This is a genomic window from Bacteroides sp. AF29-11, from assembly GCF_003602895.1.
In the GTDB taxonomy this organism is placed as follows: domain Bacteria; phylum Bacteroidota; class Bacteroidia; order Bacteroidales; family Bacteroidaceae; genus Bacteroides; species Bacteroides uniformis.
Map to the genome: position 1 here is coordinate 48,615 of NZ_QTLY01000007.1, position 17,964 is coordinate 66,578.

Annotated in this window: 13 protein-coding genes; 8 read left to right on the plus strand and 5 right to left on the minus strand. The window is 47.7% G+C overall.

Annotation, left to right across the window (positions count from 1 at the left end):
- The first annotated feature begins 204 nt into the window (after positions 1-204).
- Positions 205-1,821: an ABC-F family ATP-binding cassette domain-containing protein gene (locus tag DWZ03_RS12660; RefSeq protein ID WP_120130220.1), complete on the plus strand. Its 1,617-nt coding sequence runs from the start codon at positions 205-207 to the stop codon at positions 1,819-1,821.
- Positions 1,822-2,027: 206 nt separating this feature from the next.
- On the opposite strand, the gene DWZ03_RS12665 is transcribed toward DWZ03_RS12660, so the two are convergent.
- On the minus strand, positions 2,028-3,080 hold the full coding sequence (locus DWZ03_RS12665) for a leucine-rich repeat domain-containing protein (protein WP_120130221.1): 1,053 nt from the start codon (positions 3,078-3,080) through the stop codon (positions 2,028-2,030).
- 112 nt (positions 3,081-3,192) lie between these two features.
- Between DWZ03_RS12665 and DWZ03_RS12670 the strand changes: the two genes are divergently transcribed.
- Complete coding sequence (locus DWZ03_RS12670) at positions 3,193-4,089, plus strand: CPBP family intramembrane glutamic endopeptidase (protein ID WP_120130222.1); 897 nt, start codon at positions 3,193-3,195, stop codon at positions 4,087-4,089.
- Between the two features lie 39 nt (positions 4,090-4,128).
- On the opposite strand, the gene DWZ03_RS12675 is transcribed toward DWZ03_RS12670, so the two are convergent.
- Positions 4,129-6,264, minus strand: a complete 2,136-nt coding sequence (locus DWZ03_RS12675) for a Tex family protein (protein WP_120130288.1) — start codon at positions 6,262-6,264, stop codon at positions 4,129-4,131.
- A 119-nt stretch (positions 6,265-6,383) separates the two neighbouring features.
- Between DWZ03_RS12675 and DWZ03_RS12680 the strand changes: the two genes are divergently transcribed.
- The 6 genes from DWZ03_RS12680 (at position 6,384) to DWZ03_RS12705 (ending at position 14,699) form a co-directional block, all read left to right on the plus strand.
- Positions 6,384-8,294, plus strand: coding sequence for a sensor histidine kinase (locus DWZ03_RS12680; RefSeq protein ID WP_120130223.1), 1,911 nt, complete (start codon positions 6,384-6,386; stop codon positions 8,292-8,294).
- 26 nt (positions 8,295-8,320) lie between these two features.
- Complete coding sequence (locus DWZ03_RS12685) at positions 8,321-10,066, plus strand: bifunctional metallophosphatase/5'-nucleotidase (protein ID WP_120130224.1); 1,746 nt, start codon at positions 8,321-8,323, stop codon at positions 10,064-10,066.
- Between the two features lie 46 nt (positions 10,067-10,112).
- A complete protein-coding gene (locus DWZ03_RS12690) occupies positions 10,113-10,451 on the plus strand; it encodes a hypothetical protein (RefSeq protein ID WP_044467267.1) in 339 nt (112 codons plus the stop codon).
- A 146-nt stretch (positions 10,452-10,597) separates the two neighbouring features.
- A complete protein-coding gene (locus DWZ03_RS12695) occupies positions 10,598-12,922 on the plus strand; it encodes a TonB-dependent receptor (RefSeq protein ID WP_016273450.1) in 2,325 nt (774 codons plus the stop codon).
- A gap of 74 nt (positions 12,923-12,996) precedes the next feature.
- On the plus strand, positions 12,997-13,875 hold the full coding sequence (locus DWZ03_RS12700; RefSeq protein ID WP_005836102.1) for a helix-turn-helix domain-containing protein: 879 nt from the start codon (positions 12,997-12,999) through the stop codon (positions 13,873-13,875).
- Positions 13,876-13,937: 62 nt separating this feature from the next.
- On the plus strand, positions 13,938-14,699 hold the full coding sequence (locus DWZ03_RS12705) for a creatininase family protein (protein WP_098032099.1): 762 nt from the start codon (positions 13,938-13,940) through the stop codon (positions 14,697-14,699).
- A gap of 187 nt (positions 14,700-14,886) precedes the next feature.
- On the opposite strand, the gene DWZ03_RS12710 is transcribed toward DWZ03_RS12705, so the two are convergent.
- From DWZ03_RS12710 to DWZ03_RS12720, 3 genes are read right to left on the minus strand one after another with little or no spacing between them, the layout of a single operon-like run.
- A complete protein-coding gene (locus tag DWZ03_RS12710; RefSeq protein ID WP_005827961.1) occupies positions 14,887-15,309 on the minus strand; it encodes a BT0820 family HAD-type phosphatase in 423 nt (140 codons plus the stop codon).
- A 39-nt stretch (positions 15,310-15,348) separates the two neighbouring features.
- The gene (locus tag DWZ03_RS12715; protein WP_016273452.1) at positions 15,349-16,653 is read right to left on the minus strand and encodes a carboxypeptidase-like regulatory domain-containing protein; all 1,305 of its coding nucleotides are present in this window, start codon (positions 16,651-16,653) and stop codon (positions 15,349-15,351) included.
- A 41-nt stretch (positions 16,654-16,694) separates the two neighbouring features.
- Positions 16,695-17,942 carry a YjbH domain-containing protein gene (locus DWZ03_RS12720; RefSeq protein ID WP_120130225.1) on the minus strand — a complete coding sequence of 416 codons (1,248 nt, stop codon included), beginning with the start codon at positions 17,940-17,942 and terminating at the stop codon, positions 16,695-16,697.
- Positions 17,943-17,964 lie beyond the last annotated feature (22 nt).

Below are 17,964 nucleotides of genomic sequence, written 5' to 3' on the forward strand. Positions count from 1 at the left end.
GTTAATACGATATCAGTACCCCAGCAAAAACTTTGCCAAAATGGATGTTTTTGCCGAAAACGCTGCAAAGGTAATACTTTTATGTCAGATTGACAGCGCTTCTCTGTGTCTATTCATGGAAAAATAACTATCTTTGCACTCGCAATTCGCAGACTAATAGGTATTAAATAGTAAATTGTAAATAAATAAATCGTAAATATAAAGATGATTACAGTCTCTAATGTCTCAGTACAGTTTGGTAAAAGAGTGTTGTTCAATGACGTAAACTTGAAGTTTACAAGTGGTAACTGTTATGGTATCATCGGTGCCAACGGCGCCGGAAAATCTACTTTCTTGAAAACGATTTCCGGAGAGCTGGACCCTACGACGGGCTCCATCATGCTGGCTCCGGGAGAGCGTCTTTCCGTTTTGAGCCAGGACCACTTCAAGTGGGATGCTTTTACGGTGATGGACACGGTGATGATGGGACACACGGTGTTGTGGGATATCATGAAGCAGCGTGAAGTGCTGTATGCCAAAGAGGATTTCACAGACGAGGATGGACTGAAGGTTTCCGAATTGGAAGAGAAATTTGCCGAGTTGGACGGCTGGAATGCCGAAAGCGATGCTGCCGCCTTGCTGAGTGGTTTGGGTATCAAGGAAGACAAGCATTATCTGTTGATGGGTGAGTTGAACAACAAAGAAAAGGTACGTGTCATGCTGGCGCAAGCTCTCTATGGAAATCCTGATAACTTGCTGCTGGACGAGCCTACCAATGACTTGGATATGGAGACCGTGACTTGGCTGGAAGAGTACCTCTCCAACTTTGAGCATACGGTGCTGGTGGTAAGCCACGACCGTCACTTCCTCGACTCCGTTTGTACGCATACGGTGGACATCGACTACGGAAAGATTAACCTCTTTGCCGGTAACTATAGCTTCTGGTACGAGTCCAGCCAGCTGGCGCTCCGTCAGCAGCAGAACCAGAAGGCAAAGGCCGAGGAGAAGAAGAAAGAGCTGGAAGAGTTTATCCGCCGATTCAGTGCCAATGTGGCAAAGAGCAAGCAGACTACCAGCCGCAAGAAGATGTTGGAGAAACTGAATGTAGAAGAAATCAAGCCGTCATCCCGTAAGTATCCGGGCATCATTTTTACGCCCGAACGCGAACCGGGTAATCAGATTCTGGAAGTTTCCGGTTTGACGAAAACGCTGGAAGATGGTACGGTGCTGTTCCGCGACGTCAACTTCAACGTAGAGAAGGGAGACAAGATTGTATTCCTTTCGCACGACCCGCGTGCCATGACCGCCCTGTTTGAGATTATCAACGAGAATATGAAACCGGATGCGGGTACCTTCAACTGGGGTGTGACTATCACCACCGCTTACCTGCCGCTGGACAATACTGCATTCTTTAATACAGACCTGAATCTGGTGGACTGGTTGAGCCAGTTCGGTGAAGGCAATGAAGTCTATATGAAGAGCTTCCTGGGACGTATGCTGTTCTCCGGCGAGGAGGTGCTGAAGAAAGCAAGCGTATTGTCGGGAGGTGAGAAGATGCGTTGCATGATTGCACGTATGCAGCTGCGCAATGCCAATTGCTTGATTCTGGATACACCTACCAATCACCTCGACTTGGAGTCTATCCAGGCATTCAACAATAACTTGAAGACCTATAAGGGCAATATCCTTTTCTCATCCCACGACCACGAGTTCATTCAGACGGTTGCCAACCGTATCATCGAGTTGACTCCGAACGGTATCATCGACAAGATGATGGAGTATGATGAATACATCACTTCGGACCATATCAAGGAGTTGCGTGCGCGGATGTACGGAGCTTAAAAGATAAATTTTCAGAACAGACTCTTGAATCCTTTCCGAAGGCCTTCGGATGTTTTACTAAAACTCGTATGGAGATTTACTAAATCTCCGGGAAGGATTTAGTAAATCGTCGGACAAGATTTAGTAAAACGTAATCCCCCTCTCAGAACTACTTCTGGGAGGGGGATTGCTTTTTCTTGTTGATACATTGAAAAAGGATTACAATACTACCGCTTCTCCTTGTATATGATTTTACCTTTACTCTCTCCGAAAAGGTTGTCGCCCAGCGTGGTAATCTTATTCCCCGTGGCAAGCACATAGCGCAGGTTGCCGCATCCCATAAATGCTCCGTACTCAATGGCGGTTACACTGGCAGGAAGCACCAGCGTGCCGCACAAACGACCGCAGCCACTGAATGCACGCTGTCCGATGCTTTTAAGCCCCTGCGGGAGCCGTACGTTCAGCAGATACTTCTTTTGGGTGAAAGTATAGTCGGGAATTGCAGTGGCATTACTGTTGGTCATGTCGATGGAAACCAGATTGGGCATATAGTCGCGTATCAATGTGAAGTCGGCTTCGTCCATTTTTCCTTCAACGGTCAGAAAGTTAACGTCTTTGGGCTGAAATCCGGCTCTTAACAGTTCGCTGGCAAGGCTGCCCATTTTGCCAATCTGTACATTTACTGTCAGTGGTTCTCCTTCAATGAATGCAAAGGTCTCCCATTTCTTTTTGGTACGGTAGGAGTCACTGCATCCCAATGGAACAAATATGGCTGTAACGCTATCGGCCAATGCTTCGGACAACAGATTGGGAGCCGTTTTCTTCCGTATCTGGCATATCTTGAGATTTTTGCATCCCTTAAAGGCAGCATCTTCGATGTTCTTGGTCTTGTCGGAAAGGATAATCCTGGTCAGCGTCTCCTTACCTACAAATGTACTGTCGTCCATTTGCTTGCAGAAGGCATATGCCGGAATGCAATTGGCAGGATATACATAAAAACGGTTTGGATAAGTCCCGTTCTTGCCTGCATACATGCTGATGGAGGCATTGGAAATATCCAGCAGTTGCAGGTTTTTGAATTCATCCCGTAGATGCCTGAAATCTACGGCATTCAGCTTGCCCTGCAGGGTCAGTTGGGTGATTTCATTGGCTTCCGCTTCTGTCATCAGTTCCACCAGGGTGCCAGGTTTGGCCACGTAGTATCTTTTGGATTTTTGTGCCGAGGCATTCAGCATTAACGCCAGTCCGGCAACGGCTAAAAGTATTTTTCTTAGTTTCATGTTTGTAGATTCCAGATTGATTTTTCAAATATAAGAAGAAAACGGCAGGAATACATGAAGTTTTTTCTTTTTATTATTATTTTTGTCGGATATTAATCAAAATGAGATACAAATGGAGACGGAAGAAACGGTGAAGGAAGAGTGTGTTGCTATGAGTAAAACAAAACGTATTTGGCTGGCATTCGTTGATATAGTACTGTTTACTGTACTTTTTATGATTTTTCTGTTTTTGTTTGCCATACCTTTTGCGATTGCTTTCCCTGAGTTGAAGACACAAGTTGGTGGGATGAGCGTCTATTTAATGATGTTGAATGAAGTCTTGATGTTGGCCAGTGGGCTTATTGCCGCTTGTATGGTGCTGGGCTTCAGGAAGCTTCCTTTTTCGGGCTTGGGCTTGTCTTTGAAGGGATGGGGCAGAAGCCTGCTGAACGGAGCTTTGTTTGTCGTGTTCTTGTATGCAGTTGGTTTTGGCTTGTCTTTATTGTTGGGGGCTGTGGAAGTGGCAGGAGTCTTGTTTTCTCCCATTTCGTTGTTGGCAAGTCTTTTGCTTTATTTTTTAGTGGCAGTTACGGAAGAAGTTATTGGACGCGGTTTCATTTTAGGGCGTATGCTGGATGGAGGCGTCAATAAGTTTGTGGCATTGCTTATCTCTGCAGTGTTATTTTCGTTGATGCATCTTTTCAATCCCAGCTTTGCCTTTGTCCCGTTTCTGAATATCATGCTGGCGGGTTGTTTCTTGGGAGCTTCCTATATATACACGCGCAACCTCTGTTTCCCCATTGCCTTGCATTGGTTCTGGAACTGGATTCAAGGTTCTGTTTTGGGATATAAAGTCAGTGGAAATGAGTTCGGCAATGAGAATCTGCTGATTCTTCACTTTCCGGAAGAAAATCTGATAAATGGAGGAACTTTCGGGTTCGAAGGTTCCATTCTGTGTTCACTACTTTTAGTGCTTGGTACAGTAATTATCTTAAGACACTATTATAAGGGATTAGGGATTAATGATTAATACGGAAACCATTAACCACTAACCATTAATCCCTAATCCCTAATTCTGTTCCACTCCTTTCATTGTCAGCTGTATGCGTTTCCGGTCCATATCTATGCTGAGTACCTTTACGCGTATATGTTGATGAATGGACACTACTTCATTAGGGTCTGATATGAATCTGTCGGCGAGTTGGGAGAGGTGTACCAGTCCGTTTTCCTTGATGCCTATATCGACAAATGCGCCGAAGTTGGTGATGTTTCCTACGATGCCGGGCAATTCCATGCCTTCGCGCAGGTCGTTGATGGTGCGCACGTTCTTATCAAATTCAAATATTTTTATCGGTCCGCGTGGGTCACGTCCGGGCTTGTCCAGCTCTTGCAGGATGTCTTTCAGTGTCGGCATGCCCACGGTGGGGGAGAGGTAGCGTTCCGGATTAATCTTCAGACGCAGCTCCCGGCTGGCTATCAGCTCGGCTACGCTGCAATCCAAGTCCTTTGCCATCTGTTCTACGATGCAATAGCTTTCCGGGTGCACGGCAGTATTGTCCAGCGGATTCTTTGCCTGCGGAATGCGTAGGAAGCCGGCACATTGCTCAAACGCCTTGGCACCCATGCGCGGCACTTTCATCAGTTCCTTGCGCGAGGTGAAGGCACCGTTTTCGGAACGATAGTTCACAATGTTCTGTGCCAGCTGCGGACCCAATCCCGAGATGTAGGTCAGCAGATGGCTGCTTGCGGTGTTCAGGTTGACACCTACCAGGTTTACACAGTTTTCTACGGTCTGGTCCAGTGATTTTTTCAGCTTGGTTTGGTCCACATCATGCTGGTATTGCCCCACACCAATAGATTTCGGGTCAATCTTTACCAACTCTGCCAGCGGGTCCATCAGTCGTCTGCCTATGGACACAGCACCGCGTACGGTGACGTCGTAGTCGGGAAACTCGTCCCGTGCAATTTTAGAGGCCGAATAGATGGAAGCTCCCTGCTCGCTGACGATGAATATCTGTATGTCGCGGTTGAAGCGCTGATGTTTCAAGAACTCCTCCGTCTCGCGGCTGGCAGTTCCATTACCTATGGCTACGGCATCTATCTTATAAGACTCTATCATCATTTGCAGCTTGGCAAATGCCTCTTTCTGCTTGCTGACCGGAGGGTGGGGGTAGATGTTCTCATTGTGGAGCAGATTTCCTTGTGCATCGAGGCACACAACTTTACAACCCGTACGGAATCCGGGGTCTATACCCATCACACGCTTTTGCCCCAGTGGTGAAGCCAGCAACAACTGACGGAGATTTTCGGCAAATACCTTGATGGCTTCCTCGTCGGCGCGCTCCTTGCTTTGCGTGGCAAATTCCGTCTCTATGGATGGCTTCAATAGGCGTTTGTAGGAATCCTGCACGGCTTCTGCCACTTGCTGTCCGCAGGCGTTGTTGCTTCGCACGAATTGGCGTTCCAGCCGTTCCACGCACTCCTCATCGTCCGGGCTGATGCTGACTTTCAGCAGGCCTTCCGCTTCGGCACGCCGGATGGCGAGCAGGCGGTGGGAGCTGCATCGCTTCAACGATTCGGAGCAGTCGAAGTAGTCACGGTATTTGGTCGCTTCCTCTTCTTTGCCTTTCACCACTTTGGCGGTCAGTATGCCTTGGCGGGCAAATGCGTTTCGCACGCTGTTTCGGGCACGTTCGTCTTCGCTAACATGCTCGGCTATGATGTCACGGGCACCTTTCAGTGCATCTTCCACGTTCTTCACGTCTCCTTTCACATAACCGGCGGCGCGTTCCTCCGGATGGGGCTCACGTTGCAGCATCAGCAGGGTGGCGAGGGGTTCCAGTCCTTTTTGGCGGGCTGCTTCGGCACGTGTTTTCCGTTTGGGTTTGTAGGGAAGGTAGATGTCCTCCAGTAGGGTGTTGTCCCAGGTCTCCTCGATACGCTTCTGAAGTTCGGCGGTCAGTTTGCCTTGTTCCTGTATGGTGTTGAGGATGGTTTCTTTACGTTTGGCTGTTTCGCTCAGCTTTTCGTAGTGGGTCTTTATGGATTCAATCTGCACTTCGTCCAGTCCTCCCGTCACTTCCTTTCGGTAGCGGCTGATGAAAGGAATTGTCGCTCCATCTTCCAGCAGGCCGAGGGTCTGGCTTATTTGTCTTTCTGATATGCCGAGAGCGGCAGATATCATTCGATGAAAATCTTGTATCATTTTGTATCTCATTTTATAATAGGTGCCAAAAGTACAAAAAACAATTGTTGTTTTTTCTTTAGGTTCCAACTTTTATCTATATTTGTCAAAGCTATGGAGCAATTAAACGAATCAATCAATTGAAACACATATATCGTACAATATTACCATGCGTGGTAGCGCTTTTCTGCTGCCTTTTGCCTGCTTTCTCGATTACGGGAGAGCATCCGGTATTGATTATCAGTTCCTATAATCCGGATGCCGGTCGGACTTCCAGCAATATCTCTGACTTTATGGAGGAATTCCAACGTTTAGGAGGGACGAATACCGTTGCATTGGAAAACATGAATTGCAAAAGTTTTTCCGAAGCTCCTTTTTGGGAAAAGAGAATGGCAGGGCTATTATCCAAATACCAGAATGATAAAAGTCCGGCATTGATTGTTCTTATTGGGCAGGAAGCTTGGGCTGCCTACCTTTCTTTGGAAGACTCTGTACGCGGCAATACTCCGGTAGTGAGTGCGCTATCCAGCCGGAACGCCATATTGTTGCCGGGAGATACCATCGATTTGAAGACTTGGATGCCTGAATCCGTAGATTTTTTCACGGATTTTCCGGATTCGCCTATCAAGGCCGGCTTCGTTTATGAGTATGATGTGGAGGCGAATATCAACATGGTAAAGCAGATGTATCCTGACACCGAGAATATCGCTTTTATATCAGACAACAGTTATGGTGGTGTTGCTATGCAAGCTTATGTAGTGAAGGAAATGAAGAAATTTCCCGAATTGGATCTGATACTGCTTGACGGACGTGTCAATACAATATATACTATTTGTGATAGGTTGCATGAACTGCCGGAACATACGGCAGTATTAATGGGGACGTGGCGCGTGGATATGAATGATGGCTATTTTATGCGTAATGCTACTTATGCCATGATGGAAGCTGCTCCAGTCTTGCCCACATTCTCTTTGAGTTCTGCCGGTTTGGGATACTGGGCTGTGGCAGGCATCGTTCCTGCCTACCGTGCTTTGGGCAAGGAGATGGCAAGGCAATCTTATCGTCTGCTGACTGACCCGCAGGATGGGAATACTCATATGGAAGTCATTCCGAATGAGACCATACTGGACGGCAAGCTCGTGAAGGAAAAGAAACTGAATATCGCCGGCCTTCCGCAGCCGGTAAAGATGCTGAACGTAACCCCTTCTTTCTACGAACAGTACAAGTATCATATCTGGTCTGTCGGTGCTGTTCTGTTGGTGCTGTTGGGCGGTTTGTTCGTTTCCCTTTACTTTTATTATCATACAAAGAAGTTGAAGGATGAACTGGAGGTATCCGAGGGGGCCTTGCGTGAAGCAAAGGACCGTGCCGAAGAATCCAGCCGCCTGAAGAGTGCTTTCCTTGCCAATATGAGCCACGAAATCCGTACTCCATTGAATGCGATTGTGGGCTTCTCGGACGTGCTGTCTGCCGGAGGAGCCTCGGAAGAAGAACAGCGTGGCTATTTCGAGATTATCAGGACCAACTCTGATTTGCTGCTTCGGTTGATTAATGACATATTGGATGTGTCCCGTTTGGAGGCCGACCGCGTCATCCTTTCTTTGGAGAGCTGCAATGTAGTGCAGATATGCCAGCAGGTAGTAGCTTCCGTGGCCCAGGCACGTAGGTCGACCAATCAATTCCTATTTGAGTGTGAACGTGAGGTGGTGGAGATGCGGACGGATGTGCAGCGTTTACAGCAGGTTGTGATAAATCTGCTTTCCAATGCGGACAAGTTTACAAAGGAAGGTACGATAACCTTGAAGCTGGAGCCGGATACGGCGGGGAATGTTGCAGTATTCTCGGTGACTGACACCGGTTGCGGCATTCCATTGGACAAACAGAAACGGGTGTTCGAACGTTTCGAGAAGCTGAACGAATATGTGCAGGGAACCGGCTTGGGCTTGTCCATCTGTAAGCTGACCGTTGAGAAGTGGGGCGGCGAGATTTGGATAGATCCTGCCTATACGAATGGAGCGCGGTTTATGTTTACCCATCCTATGAACTTATAAGAACCGACAAGAAATAAGGAAATATAATGAAAAGATTTAGTTGTTTTTTTATCTGGATTTTTGTCCTGACAAGCATACTGCCTGCGCAGGAAAGAGAGGTGAAACTGAAAGTCGTACAGACCAGTGATATACACGGAAACTACTATCCCTACGACTTTATACGCCGCCGGGAGGCAACCGGTAGTCTGGCACGTGTGCATGCTTTGGTGCAAAAGGAACGTGAGGCTTATGGCAAAAATCTGATTCTCTTGGACAATGGTGACATTCTGCAGGGACAGCCCACAGCCTATTATTATAATTACATAGATACCGTTGCCCCTCATCTGGCAGCGGAGATGATGAATTTCATGGGGTATAATGCCGGTAATATGGGTAACCATGACGTAGAGACCGGCCGTGCTGTTTTCGACCGTTGGGCAGGTGACTGCCGTTTTCCGATATTGGGTGCCAATATTGTGGATACTGCTACCGGAGAAACCCATTTCAAACCCTATGAGGTGCTGGAACGTGACGGAGTGAAAATTGTGGTTCTCGGTATGATAACTCCTGCCATCCCCGTGTGGCTTTCAGAGAATCTGTGGAAAGGGCTGCGTTTCGACGATATGGAGGAGACTGCCCGCAAATGGATGAAGATTATCCGTGAACAGGAAAAGCCTGATTTGGTTATCGGTATGTTCCATGCCGGCCAGGATGCCCAGCTGATGGGAGGCAAGTATCGCGAAAACGCTTCGGTGGAAGTGGCGTGCAACGTGCCGGGATTCGATATTGTCCTGATGGGGCACGACCATGCGCGCGAATGCAAGAGGGTGTGCAACATAGCCGGTGACTCGGTACTGGTGATGGACCCTGCCAGCAACGGTGTCGTTGTGAGTAATGTGGATATAACCTTGAAACTGCGTGATGGTAAAGTTATAGACAAGAAGATAGACGGCATACTGTCCGATACGCAAGACTACGGCGTTAGCGAAGAGTTCATGCAACGCTTTGCCCCCGAAAATGAAGCTGTGCAGAATTTTGTTTCCAAGAAAATTGGTTCTTTTACCGAGACTATCTCCACACGTCCTGCCTATTTCGGTTCTTCCGCTTTTATAGACCTTATTCATGAGTTGCAGTTGGCAATCAGCGGAGCGGATATTTCTTTTGCGGCTCCTTTGTCCTATGATACGGAAATCCGTAAAGGAGACATTTTTGTGAACGATATGTTCAATCTGTATAAGTACGAAAATATGCTTTACACCATGCGTTTGACGGGAAAGGAGATACGCGATGCCTTGGAGATGTCATATGATTTGTGGACCAATCGGATGAAGTCTCCGAACGACCATATCCTGCTCTTCCGTGAGAAACGTCGCGAAGGTGCTACGGATAGGGCCTCATTCAAGAATTTCAGCTTCAACTTCGATTCTGCGGCGGGTATTATCTACACGGTGGATGTGACCAAGCCGGATGGCGAGAAAGTAACCATTCTCAGTATGGCAGACGGTACCCCGTTCGATATGGATAAAATGTATAAGGTAGCGGTGAATTCTTATCGCGGAAACGGTGGCGGCGAATTGCTGACAAAGGGTTCCGGCATCTCGCAGGATGAATTGAAGGAGCGCATCATCCACTCTACGGATAAGGACTTACGCTATTATCTGATGCAGTACATCGAGCGAAAGAAGGTGATTGAACCGCGTGCGCTGAATCAGTGGAAGTTCATTCCCGAAGAATGGGTGGCTCCGGCTTCCATGCGTGATTATGAGTTCTTGTTTGGCAAAGTTAAAGAATAATTCACTATCTTTGCGGCTCAAAAATCTATAATGTAAGTTTTTGGACGTGAAGCAGAAGAAAAAAATTATAGGCGCATTGAGCTTGCTGGTACTGTTTATCATGTACCAGGCAAGCATCACCGCGTTCACTCACGTCCATTATGTGAATGGGGTGCTGATGACGCACTCTCACCCTTTTCATGGCACACACTCTCACTCCCAGACTTCCCTGCTGGTCATCGGGCATCTGTCAGCATTCTGCTCTTCCGGGGCGGATGTGTATGAGGTCCAGCATCCGATGCGTCCTTTGCTGGCCGTGCTCAGCGTCAAACCGGCAACGCCTACTGTAAAGGGGGAAGTGATACGTACCCTTTCCCTTCGCGCTCCTCCCGCTCTTTTTTCATAGTCATTAGGTTGAAAAACGCCTGGATTTTTTGTATGTAGATACCAGGCATTTCGAATGTCCGGCATTTCAGTGAACGAAGTGCGGCATCTCGGATGATTATCTTTTTTCAGACTTGAATTATTTTTTTTATTTAGAGCGCTAATTTGATGAAACAATACATTTTGGCGTTGGTACTTGCAGTGGTAAGTGCCAGCGTAGCTTTTGCCGTAAATCCTATAAAAGAAGGCAATATGATTTCCGGCCATGTGATAGTGAAAGGTACGGAGGAAAATATACCGTATGCCACGGTTTTGATTATCGGCAGTGGTCAGGGAACGGTTTCCAATGAAGAAGGACAATTTGAGTTCCGCAAGCTTCCGGCGGGAAAATACAAGCTCCGTGTGTCGGCAGTGGGCTACAAGACCCAAGAGAAGGAAGTGACGGTGAGCAAGGACTTTACTGCCGTCATACATTTCCCGATGGAAGAGGAGAGTTTCATGACCGATGAAGTGGTGGTATCTGCCAACCGCAACGAGGTAAGCCGCAAGGCAGCTCCGGTAGTTGTAAATGTGATGAGTACCAAATTGTTCGAGATGGTCAACTCCACCGACCTTGCCAAGACACTGAACTACCAGTCGGGCCTGCGCGTGGAGAACAACTGCCAGAACTGCGGCTTCCCCCAGGTGCGCATCAATGGCTTGGAAGGTCCGTATTCGCAGATATTGATAAACAGCCGTCCCATCATCAGTGCATTGAGCGGTGTGTACGGATTGGAGCAAATCCCCGTGAACATGATTGAACGGGTAGAAGTGGTGCGTGGCGGAGGCTCTGCCCTGTTTGGCGCCAATGCTGTGGGAGGAACTATCAATATTATAACCAAAGACCCCATCAACAATTCCTTCCAGGTATCGAGCATGTTCTCCAATATGGACGGCAAGTCCTGGGAGCAATATATGGGTGGCAATGTGTCGCTGGTTGCCAAAGATAACTCTTACGGCATTGCCTTTTATGAGAGTTACCGCAACCGTAACCCCTACGACCGCGATGGCGATGGCTTTTCCGAGCTGGGCAAGCTGAACATGAATACCTTCGGTTTCCGCGCCTATTACCGTCCTACGCATTTCAGCCGCATCAATCTGGAATACCATACCACTAACGAACTTCGTCGCGGAGGCAACAAATTCGATTTGCAGCCGCACGAGACGGACATCACCGAGCAGACCAAGCATATCATCAATAGCGGAGGCGTGAGCTATGATTTGTTCTGGAAAGAGTACAAGCATAAGATTTCGGCTTACACCTCCATCCAGCACACCGACCGCAACAGCTACTATGGTGCCCAAAAGAACATGAATGCCTACGGCAAGACGAAAGACCTGACCTGGGTTGCCGGCGGCATGTACGTGGGCAATATGGACAACTGCTTCTTTGCCCCCGCCACCTTCACCGGCGGACTGGAATATCAGAACAACTCCCTGCACGACATCATGACCGGCTATCATCGTGACATGGAGCAGGATGTCCGCATTGCCAGCGCCTTCGTGCAGAATGAGTGGAAGATGAACGTACTGACCATGCTGGTCGGCGCCCGCCTGGACAAGCACAACCTGATAGACAAGCTTATTTTCAGCCCCCGCGTCAACCTGCTCTACAAGCCGACAGATGATTTTCAGGCACGCTTGACTTATTCTACCGGTTTCCGTGCTCCGCAGGCATACGATGAGGACTTGCACGTGACGGCAGTAGGCGGCAAGGGAGTCCAAATCAAACTCGCCGATAACCTGAGTGAAGAACGCTCCAACAGTTACAGCGGTTCGGTGGACTGGACTGCCCATCTGGGTCACTGGCAGGCAAACATCCTGGTGGAAGGTTTCTATACAGACCTGCGCCACGTCTTTGTGCTCGAAGATATCGGCAAGAACGAAGTAGGGGATGTCATCAAGGAGCGCCGCAACGGAAACGGTGCACGCGTATATGGTGCCAATCTGGATGTAAAGATTGCCCATGGCAAGGAGGCGCAGTTCCAGCTCGGATTTACGGCACAGCGCAGCCGCTATACCCATGAGGAAGCCTGGACGAAGGTGGACGGAGAAGACCTTACCACCAAGCGCATGCCCCGTACACCTGATTATTACGGGTACTTCACTTTCTCCTCCGCACCGGTAAAGAATTTTGATTTCTCTCTTTCCGGTACCTATACGGGAAAGATGATTGTTCCGCACTACGCACCGGAAGATGCTCCCGAGGGTGCCTTCTGTAATATCACTTCAGACCGCATGGAGCATACTCCCCAATTCCTGGACCTGAATGTGAAGCTGAACTACACCTTTGTGCTTCACGACCATATCAAACTCCAGTTGAACACGGGTGTACAGAACATCTTCAACAGTTTCCAGAAAGACCTGGATAAAGGGGAATTCCGCGATGCGGGTTATTTCTACGGACCGACGCAGCCGAGAACCTTCTTTATCGGTTTCAAGATAATGAACTAAAAGTTTCCATTTAAGAATTTTTAGAGCTAAATTCCGCAAAATAGTCCTACATTTGTCGCCAAAGCACAAAAACCATGGATACTAAGAGAATACGGAATGTAGACATTTCCCAGATACATCATTTGCCGATGATTGATTTCATCGGCAATGATTTTGCTATTTTTAATGACATCAAGGACATGCCTTTGAGCTCTTATCCCACCCGTTTGAATGCTGCTTGCCTGACTGTCTGCTTGAAAGGGTGGTGCAAACTGGAACTCAACCTGCAGCAATGTGAAATGCGGGAAGGTATGTTGGGTATTATTCTTCCCGACCAGATTGTTCTGCAACGCGAGCGTTCCGATGATTTTTCCGGTCTTTTCATTGCCGTCTCAAGGGATTTTATGGATATGGTGATACCTACCATGCAACAGCTTTTCCCTATGTTTTTCATGATTAAGGAGCGGCCCTTCGTTCACATCACTCCGGAGGAATCCCAATCGTTTCAGGAGTATCACTCTTTTCTTTGGAGCAAGGTGAAGCTGAAAGACAATCCTTTCCGTAAGGAAATCACTCAGGGGTTGCTGTTGGCCCTTTTTTATGAGATATATAATATCTATCAAGGACATGTCATCCAGGAACGCATTCCCAAAAGCAGGAAGGAAGACTTGTTCGAGCGCTTTATCCGTGCTATTTCCGAGTCCTATAAGGAAGAGCGCAGTGTGTCCTACTATGCTGATAAGATGTTCCTCACTGCCAAGCACCTTTCCACCGTAGTGAAGGAAATCAGCGGAAAGACGGCGGGCGAATGGATTGACAGTCTCGTCGTTTTGGAAGCCAAAGCCTTGTTGAAGTCTTCCGAGCTGAGCATTCAGGAAATTGCAGACGAGCTGCACTTTGCCAACCAGTCGTTCTTTGGCAAGTATTTCAAGCATCACACCGGTATGTCACCTAAAGAATATCGCCGGCAATAGGTTCAATGTGACGGAATAATGTTTATTTTTGCGGTAAAGATTTACCCCCAAAATAAACTATCATGGAAAAAAGAGAAATTGACCTTACTGTTTCCTGCTATGGAAAGGTGAAAGGAGTGAAGTATGACGTTGTCATCCTACCTTGGGGAGCTACGGAGCCCCATAATCTGCATCTGCCTTATCTCACTGATTGTATTCTGCCGCATGATATTGCCGTAGATGCGGCTGCACTGGCTTTGCAGAATTCCGGTGTACGCTGTATGGTGATGCCTCCCGTACCTTTCGGTGCACACAATCCGGGGCAGCGCGAACTTCCGTTCTGCATCCATACCCGCTATTCCACCCAGCAGGCCATTCTGGAAGACATAGTTGCCTCCCTCTATGCACAAGGCATGCGTAAGCTGATTATTCTCAGCGGTCATGGCGGCAACAACTTCAAGGGAATGATTCGTGACCTGGCGTTTGTGTATCCCGATTTTCTGATTATCGCTGCCGACTGGTTCAGCATCGTCCCTCCCAAAGACTACTTTGAGGCTGTTGTCGACGACCATGCCGGCGAGTCTGAGACTTCCGTTATGATGCATTACCATCCCGAGCTGGTGAATTTGGCTGAGGCCGGTGACGGGGAATCCAAACCGTTTGCCATTCCTTCCTTGAATGAAAAGGTTGGCTGGGCTCCTCGCCATTGGGATAAGGCTACAGTCGACAGCGGGGTAGGGAACCCCAAAAAAGCTTCTGCCGAGAAAGGAGAACGTTATATGAAACCGGTGGTGGAGAAGTTGTCGAAGCTCTTTACGGAAGTCGGTCAAGGAAGTCTGTATTGATGTACTTGGCTTCCGGCTATATATAAAAATAGGCAATAACCATTGTGGATATTGCCTATTTTTTTAGTGCACCCTAAAAACTAATCTCTTTACTCTTATAAAAACTAATCTTTCTCTATTTCGAGTACAAAATTAGAAGGTTTTTGCGGGTTATGAATTGACATAAGTCAAAAATCTCATTCGGATATTATTTTTTCAAACGTGCCCAAAAGCCCTTCTTTTTCTGCCGGACCGGTTCACTGTTTTCGCGAAACAGTTCTTCGTAGGTCAGCCCGTCATGCACCATGCGGTAGATGCTTCCCCAGTCGGGCAGTCCGCCCAGGTTGCGGTCATCGATAAAGAGATCGGCTTTTACTTTGCGTGAAAAACCGGTGTGTGCGATGTCTTCTTCCGGATAGTCCCGGTTGACGGCATAGAATTCCACACCCCGTTTCCTACACCATTCCACAGCTTCCTCCAGGAGCTTCCCTTCACGTACCGACCATAAAATCAGCCGGTGACGCTCGTTTATCAGCATCTTCAGCGTAGCGGTGGCAAAGGGAATTTCTTCTCCTATCTGGGGATAGCGGTGTTCTACAATGGTACCGTCAAAATCAACGGCTATGGTCATAAATGAATAGCTTTTATTGGTTTCAGACTGTGGAGAAAATTATCCTTGACCGCCTGTGGTGCCGCCTGAGTGCTGGCTGACCGGATTGTTTGAATATTCTTCCTGATGTCCCGTGTAGCTTTTCAACTCTACTTTTACGTCTTTGCTCTGGTTGCCTACCACTACTTTAAAGGTATATGTTTTCACGCGTACCATACGCTTGCTGCCATACAGCAGTACATGGTTGCCACTGACACTTGCAGTCAGCTTTTGTTCAATTTCATAAGAACCGTTCGTACCTCCCTCTTCAGTTTCAATGTAGTTGTTGATGTATGTGGCCAGTGCATCGGATGCTCCTGCAGCTTTCAGCGCTTCAGCCGGAGAAACGGTATAGTCCCATCCGTTCTTGATTTTAAGGGTCAGGGTGATGTTTTCCAGCGCATCGTAATCTCTGTTCTCAATCTTGATTACCTCGGCTTTTCCATTCACTTCGTTGTAGCCGTCTGCTACACTGGCGGCAGCTTGTTTGGTAAATTTCACTCTAGGTGAATATTTGCCGGCTATCTTCTCGCCTTGCGGAATGGTAATGATGTAATTGTTATTGTTGAATCCTACGGTTTTAGCAGCGGCTCTGGTTGCAGGCGCCTCGCTGGATTCCACTTCCATGTTTTCCGGATCAAAATAGCCCAGGTTGGCATCAGTCGACGGATTGGGAATGGCAATGATGATATCTTCCTTGGCAACAGCGTCAGCCGGCTCTGTCTTGATGGCTACGTTATTTACAGAAGCCTTTGATGCTTCCGGTTGTGTGGAAGTTGCCGGATTGGCCTCACGTGCCTCTTCAAACACGACGGCTGCAATCTTGGTGTTTTCTTCCGTACCTCCGGTGGGTATGTTGATGGTGGCGGCATTCTCCTTTTCCGGATTTTCTATTTTCGGAGCCTCAATGGTGCTTCCGTCAGCCTCCTGCATCTCGCCGAATTCTATGGTTGTTGACATTTTTACATTTACCACCATCAGGCTGTGGTTGGCTGTTCCGTCTGTAAATTCTGCTGTGGCCTCGTAGTCATCATGTCCTTCAGCTGTTACAGTGAGCGTGTAGATGCCGGTTTTGTTCACAGTCAGTGAGTATACGCCTTTTGCATCGGTTGTGGCAGAGTATTCGCCGCTTTTTACGGTGGCTCCTGCCAATGGACCGTTGGCATCGGTAATGGTACCTGCAATGTAGTAGGCTGTTTGACTTCTTAGCGGGTCTTCCACTTCTTCATACTTCTTGTCGTCATCGTGGCAAGATGTAAGGACTGTTGTGCTGAAGGTCATTGCAAACATCAATGCACCTCCTAAAAATAAACTTTTCTTTTTCATAATTTTCGTCATTTGATAAAACTAATCTGTTTAAATTATACTTATTTCGATTTTTCTTTTTGTAGTTCCTTTATAAGGAAATAGCGTATATAGTCCGGCTGGTAGAAGTTGCTGCTTCGGTTTTCGTTAGGGCGTGTACTGTAACTTTTTCCCAGTTGTTTTTCTATGTACTCTCCATCTGCCACCATGCCGTATGCCCATGCAAAGTAGTCAGCCGGTTTTACTCTGAAGAATCCTTTTCTACTCCATTTTTTTCCCGGCAGGGGGATGGCAAAATGAAATCCTCCGTTTATCTCTCCGTCTGTACAAAGGGCATACAAGCCGATGGCATACTCTCCGAAGTGCCGCGTACAGTCTCCTCTCACTCCATAATCACCGTAAATATATCTTCCTGCTTTCAAGTCGAACTGCAAGTTGAGGCGTGGTTCGTAGTACGAAGCATTCAGTGAGGCATTGATACGCTGTTTTCTGCCTATATACCAGCCGTCTTCCCGGGTGATGGCGGAGAAACCGGTGGAGCCTGCCGTTCCGCCCAGTTCCCAACGTCCGTTGTTGGTGCGGTATTTTATTTCCAGTTGTGCACCATATCTGTTGTTGGTGAAGTTACCCACCGTCATTTTCCCGAAGATGTTGTGCCTGAAGCGTACATCCTGCGATAGAGCTATGATTCCCGGTCTTATCCGTTTCATCTCTCCACTCAGATTGGTGGCTACGGGCAGTATCACTTGTGCAGTCATTTTTCCGCCTTTCCACAAAGCCATTTCTACTGCCGGATTCAGGTTGATGGCATACGTATACAGTTCGTCAAACGTATTGTTCTCTAAAAACAAATCGGGGTATATCACCAAATCCATCTTCCAGGCAGACGGCGCTTCTTCCTGACCGGCATTTTTCAATGCTTTCATGGCCGCATCCGTATCTACCGTAATTCCCATTTGCTGATATACTTGTGTCAGGCTGATTTCTCCGTTTCTGTATGCTGCCGTCAGTGTATCCGGCAGATTGATGCAAAGCCTGGGAATCCGGTTTTCCAGTACCACCAATTGCAAATCGCCCTTCGTCTTGCTTCCCAAGCAGGCATCTATGGCTTTGCCCACTCCGGTGTAGGTACTTCTATATACGTTGTTCTCAAAACTTACAGTGGTTACCCCTGGGGTCTGTGCACATCGTATATTTTCCATTCCGATGGCTTTCAGGCTCTCTGTCACTTGAGCATCTGCCATTGCAGAAATGCCACAGAACCATACTGCCAGTATCCACTTCAAACCGTTTTTTCTCTTGTTTTTCATCCTATTCTCCAATCCCTTATCT

Bases quoted from the DNA above. Each gene is read 5' to 3' on its own strand.
- DWZ03_RS12660 (WP_120130220.1), top strand. From the start codon at position 205: ATGATTACAGTCTCTAATGTCTCAGTACAGTTTGGTAAAAGAGTGTTG.
- DWZ03_RS12665 (WP_120130221.1), bottom strand. From the start codon at position 3,080: ATGAAACTAAGAAAAATACTTTTAGCCGTTGCCGGACTGGCGTTAATG.
- DWZ03_RS12670 (WP_120130222.1), top strand. From the start codon at position 3,193: ATGGAGACGGAAGAAACGGTGAAGGAAGAGTGTGTTGCTATGAGTAAA.
- DWZ03_RS12675 (WP_120130288.1), bottom strand. From the start codon at position 6,264: ATGATACAAGATTTTCATCGAATGATATCTGCCGCTCTCGGCATATCA.
- DWZ03_RS12685 (WP_120130224.1), top strand. From the start codon at position 8,321: ATGAAAAGATTTAGTTGTTTTTTTATCTGGATTTTTGTCCTGACAAGC.
- DWZ03_RS12695 (WP_016273450.1), top strand. From the start codon at position 10,598: ATGAAACAATACATTTTGGCGTTGGTACTTGCAGTGGTAAGTGCCAGC.
- DWZ03_RS12700 (WP_005836102.1), top strand. From the start codon at position 12,997: ATGGATACTAAGAGAATACGGAATGTAGACATTTCCCAGATACATCAT.
- DWZ03_RS12705 (WP_098032099.1), top strand. From the start codon at position 13,938: ATGGAAAAAAGAGAAATTGACCTTACTGTTTCCTGCTATGGAAAGGTG.
- DWZ03_RS12710 (WP_005827961.1), bottom strand. From the start codon at position 15,309: ATGACCATAGCCGTTGATTTTGACGGTACCATTGTAGAACACCGCTAT.
- DWZ03_RS12715 (WP_016273452.1), bottom strand. From the start codon at position 16,653: ATGAAAAAGAAAAGTTTATTTTTAGGAGGTGCATTGATGTTTGCAATG.
- DWZ03_RS12720 (WP_120130225.1), bottom strand. From the start codon at position 17,942: ATGAAAAACAAGAGAAAAAACGGTTTGAAGTGGATACTGGCAGTATGG.